Source organism: Paracidovorax anthurii (assembly GCF_003269065.1).
GTDB classification, from domain to species: Bacteria; Pseudomonadota; Gammaproteobacteria; order Burkholderiales; family Burkholderiaceae_C; genus Paracidovorax; species Paracidovorax anthurii.
The window spans coordinates 1-9,645 of sequence record NZ_QLTA01000091.1 but is presented as its reverse complement, the minus strand read 5'-3'; the positions used below and the strand labels follow the sequence as shown (position 1 = coordinate 9,645).

Here is a 9,645-nt window from a genome sequence, read left to right as displayed (position 1 = left end):
GCCTGGAACGTCTGCGTCTGCGCATCGAAGCTCAGCCAGGCCGGCAGCGCCGCGCCGCTCGCGAGCGTCGCGCCGTAGGCCAGCGTGTCGCGGTCGTCGTCCACGAAGGTGCCCGCCGGTACCTTGAAGCTCCACGGGCCGCCCTGCTTGAACGACTGCGCGGCGATCGCCTGCCGAGCCTCCGGAGGCTGGTTCACGATCAGCGCGAAATACACCTCCGCCGACGCCCCCGCGCTGTCCGTCGCCACGACCACGAAATTCATCAGCCGGCCGCCCTCCTCGCTCGGCGGCGTGCCCGTGAAAGTGCGCGTGGCGGCATCGAAGCTGAGCCAGGCCGGCAGCGCCCGGTCGGCCCTGGCAGGGTTGATGGCGCTCCAGCGCAGCGTGTCGCCATCCGGGTCTGAGAACAGCCCCTCGGGCACGGTGAGGCGGAACGGGGTCTGCTCCGTGACGACCTGCTCGTCGATCCAGCCGTTGACCACGGGCGCTCGGTTCTGCATTTCCACCACCAGCGCGAACTGGTCCGACGCCACCGCACCCATCGCATCGGTGGCCGTCACCTTCACGTCGATGGCGCCGGTGTCGCCCTGGGCCGGGGTGCCGCGGAACGTCCGCGTGCCGGCATCGAAGCCGAGCCAGGACGGCAACGCGCTGCCGTCGGCCTGCGTGGCACGGTAGGTCAACGCATCGCCATCCTCGTCCGTGAACGCGCCGGCAGGGACCGTGAGGCTGAAGGCCGCGCCCGTGGACGCGCGGGCATCGGCCAGCGGGGCCGCCAGCACCGGGGCATGGTTCACGGCATTCGGATCCGCCCGGCGCAGCAGGGCTTCGTACTCCCAGGCTGTGCCATCGGCGAACTCGATGCGCCGCACTCCGCTGACCGCCGCGTCCTGATAAAAGGACTTCACGGTGACGGCATCCTGCGCACCGCGCAGGGACACCTCCAGGGCATCCCCGTCTCGCCGCAGCACCACGTCCTGCGCCGTGACGCCCGACTTGAACCGCAGCGTCTGGCTGCGCTCGCCGCTCACGCGACCCGTCCACGATTCGATGACGTCGCGCCCATCGCCCCGGCCGAACAGATAGACATCGCCGCCCACCAGCACGTCGTCGCCCGCGCCGCCGTCCAGCGTGTCGCGCCCGGCATGGCTCACGAGGCGGTCGTTGCCCGCGCCGCCCTTCAGTTCGTCCTGGTCCTGGCCCGCGGACCAGAGCGCCGCGGTGGGGCGGATGGCCGCATACTGGTCTTCCACCACGTCGTCGCCATCGCCGCCCTCCACGATGTCATCTTGCATCGAGCCGCTCACAATGTTGTTGCCGGCATTGCCGATCAGGTGCACACCCTGCGCAGGATCGATTCCGCGCAGTTTGCCGTTGGCCGCGAGGTTCTCCACGTTCGCGTAGTCATCCAGGCGGAAGACCTTCCCGCTGGAGCGCCACGCCGCCTGGCCCATCGCCACCACGTCGAGGATGACCCGGTCCGTGCCTCCGCCCGCCGCCTCCACCACCACATCGTTAAGCCCTACGTAGTAGGTGTCGTCACCGCCCTTGCCGGTGAGCACGTTGCGCGCCGTGTTCCTGGACGCCCGGATCTGGTTGGCCTGGTCGTCGCCCGTGGCGCTCAAGACCTGGTCGCCCAGCAGTTCGATGTGCTCGACGTTGGCGATCCCCGACAGGTCCACGGAGATGCTGGAGGAAACGATCGTGTCGTTGACCGAGATTTGATTTCCGTTGGCATCGACGCCCGTCTCGACCACCTTGTCGCCCGCGCTGTCCACCACGTAGAAGTCGTCTTCCGCGCCGCCGATCAGCGTGTCGTTGCCGCCGACGCCATCCAGCACGAGGCCGCCGAACCAAGCGGAACGATCCCGCATCAGCGTGGTGTCGATACGACCTTGGTTGGTGGCGTCAATGACGTTGTCCAGGGCGTTGCCCGACAGCCGCACCCGGGTGTCGTCGGCCCGGGCGTCGTACAGCCGATAGGAAGACTGGAAACCAAAGTATGAATCCACCGGCTGGATGCGCACCGTGTTAGACCAGTCCGTCAGCACGAGGTTCTCGACGTTCTCCGCCAGGGTCCGGTTCTTGGCGTTGAGCTGCAGTGTGTCGTTGCCGCCATTCGGCTGCTCCAAGAGCTCGTCCATGTTGGTGGCGTAAGCATCGCCCGTCATGTCCACATAGATGTCGTCGCCCGCGCCGCCTTCCAGCCGGTCGAAGCCCTCCTTGCCGTCGAGCACATTGCTGCCCGCGTTGCCCACGATCACGTTGTTCGCGCCGTTGCCGATGCCCGCGATGTCGAGCGTGCCGGTCAGCGTGAGGTTCTCGACGTTGGCCGGCAACACGTAGGAGACGGCGCTGCGGATGGTGTCCGTGCCCTGGCTCGCGCCCTCGGTCACGGTATCGCCGGGGTCGTCCACGGTGAACACATCGTCCGCCGCCGTGCCCTGCTGGGCGCCGGCCGCGCCGCGCGCGTCCACGATGCGGGCCTGGATGTCCTGCGCGCTCCAGCGGGTGCCGTCGGCGAATTCGAAGGTCTCCACACCGCCCTCCGCGCCGAAGAAGCCCGGGATCCACACCTGTCCGCCGCCGGGCACCACCACCACGAGCGAATCCGTGGCGCCATAGGCCGTGGCACGCCCCGTGGCGTCCGCCGCCGCGCTGGAGGTACGGACCAGGCGCACGTCCGCCGCCGCGATGCCCGCCCCGAAGCGCAGCGTGTCGGAGCCGCCCGCCTCTGTGATCACGTCGCGGCCGTCGCCCCGGCCCACGAGGTACACGTCATCGCCCGCTCCACCCGCGAGCGTGTCGAAGCCCGCACCGCCCGACAGCACGTCGTTGCCGCCCAGGCCCGACAGCATGTCATCGCCCGCTCCGCCCACCAGGCGGTCGTCCGAGAAATCGAAGCCCGCGAGTCTGTCGTGCCCCGAGCCCCCGACGAGGGCTTTTTGCCGTAGGTCCTGCAGCGTCCAGACCGTGGCCGGATCGCCCGCGAAGCGCACCTGCGCCACGCCCCCCGGCTGCGCGCTGGAGAACAGCCCCGACAGCACGACCGTCGTCTTGAGTGCTCCGGTGGCCGCATCCTTCACGCTGAGAACAGCCGAGCCGTCCACGTGCGCCACCGACACCTGGGCCGGCGCGATCGCGGCATCGAACTCCAGCACGTCCCGCACCACGGCATCGTCGCGCACGATGGTGTGCGGACCGCCCGAGGGGCCGATGCGGAAGGTGTCCGCGCCCTCGCCGCCCGAGAGCTGCGAGGAGCCGGTCACGGAGGCATAGAGGATGTCGTCGCCCGCGTTGCCGTACAGCATGTCGCTGCCCGTGGGGCTGCCTTCGCCCGCGATCAGCACGTCGTTGCCGTCGCCCCCGCGCAAGGTGTCGGCGCCCGCGCCTCCGTCGAGCACGTCGTTGCCCGCGAAGCCTTCGATGGTGTCGTTGCCGGCCAGGCCCTGCAACTGGTCGTCGCCGGCCGTGCCGCGCAGCGCGTCGTCGCCGGCCGTGCCCGCATTGGCGCGCTGGTACAGGTCGTCGAAACTCCAGACCTTCTGCGGCGCATCTTCGAAGACGAAACGGATGCCGCGCTGGCCTTCCGCGAAGTCCATGAAGCCCAGGATGCGCAGCTCCTGCGTTCCCGCATTGCCTTCCCCGGCCCATGCGATCGAGAGATCCTTGCGGCCGCCATCGCCGAGCACACTCGACATCTCCAGTTGCGCCGGCGCGATGCCCGTGGCGAACCGGATGGTTCTCCCCCGTCCCTCGCCCGTGCCCCCATCGAGCAGCAGCGTGGGCTGCGAGGGAACGGCGGACCTGCGCACCACCAGCGTGTCGTTGCCTGCGCCCAGCCGGATACGCGCGCCCGGTACCTCCACCACGTCGTCGCCCGTGCCCGCATCGACGGACGCGCCCACCCCGGTGATGCGGTCATTGCCCTCGCCGGCATCGAAGGTGTTGTCTCCGCGCGTGTCCACCAGCACATCGTCGCCCGCATTGCCGAACAGCACGTCGGCGCCCGCTCCGCCATCAATGGTGTCGTTGCCCACGCCTCCATGGACGGTGTCGTTGCCCCCGAGTGCATCCACCGTGTCGCCCGCGGGCAGTAGGTGGATTTCTCCGTCGTCGCCCTCCGTCGCCTGGGCCTGGCCCGGCGTGAGGGCGAGGTCCGTGAAGGCCACGGCATGCCCGTCGGCGAATTCGATCCGCGACAGCGGCTGCGAAGAGAACGCCGCCTTCACGGTCAACCGGTCCTGCGATCCGATGACCCGCACGAGCAGGTCATCGTCCACCCGCGAGAACATCAGATCCGATGCCGCGAGGCCTTCCTTGAAGCGGATCACGTCGCCGGACGCCGGCTCCGCATTGCCCGCGGAGTAGCTGTCCGCGCCATCGCCGCGGCCGTAGAGAAACACATCGCGGCCTTCGCCCGCGTCGACCACGTCATTGCCCGCGCCGGCGTCGATGGTGTCGCTGCCGGAGCCCCCGAAGACCTGGTCATCGCCCGCGCCGGCGTTCACCACGTCGTCGCCTGCGCCGGCATAGATCCGGTCCGCTCCGTCGCGGCCCGTGATGAGGTCCCGGTAGGGCGTTCCCTCGCCGTAGTGGGCATTGGCATCCGTGCGCTCGCGCATGTCCAGCACGATGCCGCGCTCGACCAGATCGGTCCAGGCGAGCGTCGATCCGTCCGCGAAGCGCATGTGATCGAACGGCCGGTCCTCTTCCCCGGACAGCCCGTCCAGCCGGACCATATCGCCGCTCTCGCCATAGCGCAGGTACAGGGCCATGCCCTGCCCATCGAACTTGCGCACCAGCGCCACGCCATCGGCCGCGATGCCGGCGCCGAACTCGAACACATTGGCGGCGCGGCTCGCCGCCGTCGCCGCGCTCACGGAGCCGGTCACCGTGTCCTGGCCATCGCCCAGCTGGAACGTCAGCAGCGCGCCGCCCGTCTCCCGGGCCTGCGAGAGGTCGAAGGCATCGTTGCCTGCCGCACCCTGCAGCGTTCCCCCACCCGCAGACAGCGCCAGCCGGTCCATCCCCCGGCCGCCATAGGCAACTCCGCGGGCGCTCGCCGTCAGCACCTTGTCCTCGGTAACGTTGGCGCGGATCCAGTCCGCCGTGGACACCTGCACGCCATTGATCACCAGGGTCTCGAACGCGCCGGTGAAGCCGTTTTCCAACACCAGGCCGCGGCGTTCGGACACCTCGCCCATGCGCATGGCAAGGTCCTGCGCCCTGTCGGTGCGCGAGGAGGACACCATTCCGGACAGCCTCACCGTGTCGTCGCCGCCCGCGTCCCGCAGCAGTTCCGCGGTGTCGGAGGAGCCCTCGGGCAGATCGCCCGCATCGATCACGTAGGTGTCGTTGCCCAACCCGCCGTCGAGCAGGTCCGCGCCCGCGCCACCGATCAGCGTGTCGTCGCCCGCGCCGCCATAGAGCGTGTCGCGGCCCTCGCCGCCCATGAGCGCATCGTTGCCGTTGCCACCCACCAGCGTGTCGTCGCCCGCGCCACCGTCCAGCGTGTCGTCGCCCGTGAGCGTGGACACCGCATCCACCGTGCGCTCGTCCTCGCCGGCCAGCCAGTCGTTGCCGTCGCCGCCCAGCAGCACATCTTCGCCGCCGCCGCCGTACATCGAGTCGTTGCCCGCGCCGCCGTCCAGCCGATCCGCGCCGTGCCACTGCGCGTCGACCTGGTCCGCGCGGTCGTCGCCCTCCAGGATGTCGCTGCCGGCCCCGCCCAGCAGCACGTCGCTGCCACCACCGCCCACCAGCGTGTCATCGCCGTCGCCGCCATCGAGGAAGTCGTCGCCCGTCTCCGGCCCGTTCATGCGCACGTGGTCGCCGTAGAGTTCGTCGTTGCCGGTGCCGCCGTAGAGTATGTCGTTGCGCCCGCCGCCGTGCAGCCGGTCGTTGCCCGCGCCCCCATCGAGCACGTCATTGCCGTGGCGCGAGGCCTCCAGCACGTTGCGCACCACCATCTGCGCGCCGTGGATGGTCTGCGTCTCCACCGCCGCCAGGCCTTCCGCGGGCACCACGTCGTAGTCGCCGTCGAGCCAGTCGTCGCCCTCGCCACCCTCGATGAAGTCGTTCCCGTCGTAGCCCGCCACCATGTCGTTGCCCGTGCCCGCGAACACGATGTCGTCGCCCGCGCCCGCGTTCACCACGTCGTCGCCCGCACCGGCGTAGACCGTGTCCGCCCCCGCGCCCGCGGCCTTGCCCACGTTGCTCATGAACGCCTGCCCGCCCGTCAACTGTCCGAACGTCGCCTGCGAGCCCGCCGCGTAGGTGCGCGTGTCGCCCGCCAGCGGCCGGATGTCCTCGGCCCGCATCTGCAGCAACCCCGACATGTCCACCTCCGCCAGCGGGTTCACGCCGAACGTGCGCAGGTCCGTCGTCGTCACCCGCTGGCCCACGCTGTCGAAGGGCGTCGTGCCGATGCGCGCCAGCGCCATGCTCGCCAGCAGCAGCCTCGGCTGGCCCGTCTCCGCATCGTTGCTTCCCGTGCCGTGCGCCTGCGCCGGATCGCCCACCACCAGGGATTCACCGTTGCCATCGGCCAGGATGATGTCCGCGCCCCCGCCGCCCACGATCGTGTCCGCGCCCGCGCCGCCATACAGCACGTCGTCGCCCGCGCCACCCAGCAACCGGTCGTCCCCGGTGCCGCCCGAAAGGCTCATGAAGCCATTGCCGCTGCCCGACTGCGTCTCGCCTGCCGTGATCGCCGATGCGAGGTCCACCGGCGCTCCCGCGTACAGCACGTCGTCGCCCGCCTGGCCATAAAGCCACTGCCGGGCCGTGGCCGCCGCCGCGCCGCCCTCCAGCACGTCCGCGCCCGCGCCCCCGGCCGCGCCATGGCGGTTGGCGCCCGCCTGCGCGGCATTGCTCAACCGCACGCCTGCGTCCTGCTGCGCTTGGGCGAGCCGATCGTAGGCATCGCGGCCCGTCTGCGTCGCAAGGTCGTAGGCCGAAGCGGGCTGCGGTTGCGCCGATGCGACCAATGACACGTCCCAGCGGTTGGAAGTCACCTGCTGCGTGCCATCCGCACCATCCTGCGATTTGCCTTTGTAGGCTGCTTCGAGGCGGGCGCTGCCACCGGCGGCGGAATCACCCGTCTGCATCAGCGCGAACACGACTTCGGTCTGTCCTTCCGCAAGGGTCACCACCGCGGGCCCCGAAGGAAGCACGGCTCCCGCGGAGACGATCTGGAACTGGTCCTGCAAGGCGCTCAGCGACAGCGTGACCGTGTCCCCGGCCTGCGCAGGGCGATTCAGATGCAGCGAGAACACATCTCCCCCGCCGTCCTGCACGGTGGCCGTACCTGCCAACGTTTCCGGCTGGAATCGGGGGTCCTCGAACGGGCTGACGCCCGGTTTGTCGCTCAGTGCCACACGGACCTTGGATTCGAGCTTGATTCCCAGGTACCCGGCATCGGTCTTGGCCTGGGTCACATCGAAGTTGTCGATCGTGATCGTGTCCGCCACGTTGCCCGCGCGGGTGATGACCAGCTTGCCGTTGGGAGAACCTGGCTGCTCACGATAGGTCAGCGTCACTCGCTGTCCCTCCAGATCGGCCACCCACACGTCTGCCTTGCCCGCGCTCTTTGCCTCGCCCAGGGTTTTGCCGTCGATCTGGATAACGCCCCGACCGTCCATGTCCAGTACCGTGTCCCGGCCGAAGCTGCCCGTGAATTGATAGGTGTCGCTGCCTTCGCCGCCGGCAAGGTAGTCATCACCCGTGCCGCCGTCCAGGGTGTCGTTGCCCTTGCCCCCGAAAACCAGGTCATTGCCCCCGCCGGTGTTGAAGACGTCGGCACCGTCGGCACCGATGGCCATGTCCTTCAAGCCATCGCTCACCGACTGGTAACGCAGCGCACCCTGGGTCGCCACGGCGAAACGCTCCGCGGAGTACGCTGCAGAAATCACGGCGGTGCGGTACGCACCAGCCCGCCAGGACGGATCGATGGGTTGCGCCAGGATGCCCTCGGCAAACTTGGCGCTGTAGGCGAACCGAGTTCCTGGCGCCTCCACATCGCTCACCAGAAAGGACACGCCTCCGGCTTCTGCCTTGAGCAACGTCTTGAGCGCCGTGCCGTCGTACCGGTAAGGCGTGGCTTGCGGGCTGACGGCGGAGTAGTAGTGGCGCAGCACAGCCCCCAGCACCCCTTCCTGAAACAACGCCCCGAAACCTGCGGTGGGGATCCCGATCTTGTTCAGGTCCTTGCCCATCACGTCCAGCATCTGGTCGGACGCCACAGGCAGCGCGTTGTTCGGGCTGCCCTGGGTTACGCCGAACTGGTGACGCAGGATGTGCTCAGCCGGAGTCGGATCGTCGAAGTCAGTGCGTTGGGCCCTGAACAGAACTTCGTTGGAAAACAAGCCAAGGAACGGCTTGTACCGCTGGGCCGCCAGATAGAAGCCCTGGTCCGCCGAACCGTCCCGGCTCTCCAGCATCAGCGCCAGCAGGGCCTGTGAGTGCAGTGCCACCACGCTCGCATCGGAGCTGTTTTCCACCAGGTCGAGACCGCTGCCATAGATGCGCAACTTGTCGCGCACCGACCAGTCCACCCCATCGCCCGTCAGCATTTCGCCCTTGAGCGCGATGGCACGCACATTCGCCTCGCGCGCCACCGTCACGGGGACCATCACCATGCTGGGTAGCCCCGCTGCCGAGGCAGCCCCAGCCACCGTCGGCCCGAGCAGGCGCATCGCCAGACCCAGGGGGACCGGTACCTGGCCGGAGGTGGAGTAGTCCGCCAGCTTCGCATCGGGCGCCAGCTCCTGGCGCTGCAGGTAGGCGTTGAGCGCCTCGGCGTTCTCCATGCTCGCCGCCGCCCGGAACGGTGCAGGGTCGAACGTCACGGCCTGCACGTCCAGCATCACGCCAATCGCCGAGGCCAGGCCCCCGCCCAGCGAGTGCCCCGTCAACGTGATGCTCTTGCCCGCCATCGCCGGGTTCTGCTTGAGGCGCACCACGAACTCGGCCGCCTGTCGGAGTTGATCCGTCAGCTTGCCCGCTCCCAGCGGTATGTTGTTTTCGAACATGTCGGGCTTCAACTCACGCTCGAAGTACGTTCCCGCAAAGCTCACCACCACCTCGCTGCCCTTCACGTAGGCCGCTGCCTCGAAGCCGGTCGTGCTGTCTTGCCAGTACACGCGGCCGGGGACGTTGGTTTCTGGTCGGCGCTGGCTGCCATAGGGCCAGCCAGCGATATTCAAGGCAGTCCAACCTTCCGGAACCGGAATCTTGTTGTTGTCTGCGCGGCTGGATTCATAGCTGGCGCCCGCCAGCAACGCAATTTCTACGTTGCGATTCACTTTTATTTGCTCCCTTTTTGTACTACCGGATATGCCTGGCAATCGATAGGTCGGCCGTGGTCGTTTTTATCCACTAGGCGCCATGTGGTTCCTGATGCGCCTGCCACGAGACGCTTCTTGCTGGCTAGCAGCTTCTGAATTTCATCAGCACTTAAAATTTTCCCTTTTCTTCTAGGGTCCGGCATGTCTGGCGCATAAGTCACTGACATATTTGGCCTAGTAAATTCTTTTGGCAGATTTTTATAGCTCACGCTTCTCCAAGCATCATTCACTTGGGTGAAGGTTTCATAGGAGCCGATGGGACAATCCGTGTCCACACTGAACGGCCCCACGCTGA

General features: G+C 68.3%; 2 protein-coding genes. Both read right to left on the bottom strand.

Going from position 1 to position 9,645, the window contains the following annotated elements; all coding sequences use genetic code 11:
* A partial coding sequence (locus AX018_RS25835) for a putative Ig domain-containing protein (protein ID WP_111882649.1) occupies positions 1–9,308 on the bottom strand: 9,308 nt, incomplete at its 3' end.
* A 2-nt stretch (positions 9,309–9,310) separates the two neighbouring features.
* Positions 9,311–9,645, bottom strand: a 335-nt coding sequence (locus AX018_RS23690; protein ID WP_211322519.1) for a hypothetical protein, incomplete at its 5' end; no start/stop codon positions are given.